Annotated in this window: 1 protein-coding gene; it reads right to left on the bottom strand. The window is 76.6% G+C overall.

Annotated elements, in window-relative coordinates:
• A partial coding sequence (locus tag AN216_RS00065) for a holo-ACP synthase (RefSeq protein ID WP_079166086.1) occupies positions 1–222 on the bottom strand: 222 nt, incomplete at both ends.

Raw genomic sequence — 222 nt, forward strand, 5'->3', positions numbered from 1 at the left:
CGATGACCACCGCCGAGGCGACCCCGGCGTCGTGGCTCAGCGAGACGTGCCAGGTGGTGACGCCGAGCGTCGTGGCCCGTTCCGCGACGGTGCCGCGCACCACCAGCCGTGGCCGGCCGGAGTCCTCGGACACCACCTCGGCATCCGTCCAGCGCAGCCCACGCGGCGCGCCCAGGGCCTTGGCCAGCGCCTCCTTCGCGGCGAACCGGGCGGCGAGGGACG

The sequence above is a fragment of the Streptomyces oceani genome (assembly GCF_001751245.1).
In the GTDB taxonomy this organism is placed as follows: Bacteria; Actinomycetota; Actinomycetes; order Streptomycetales; family Streptomycetaceae; genus Streptomyces; species Streptomyces oceani.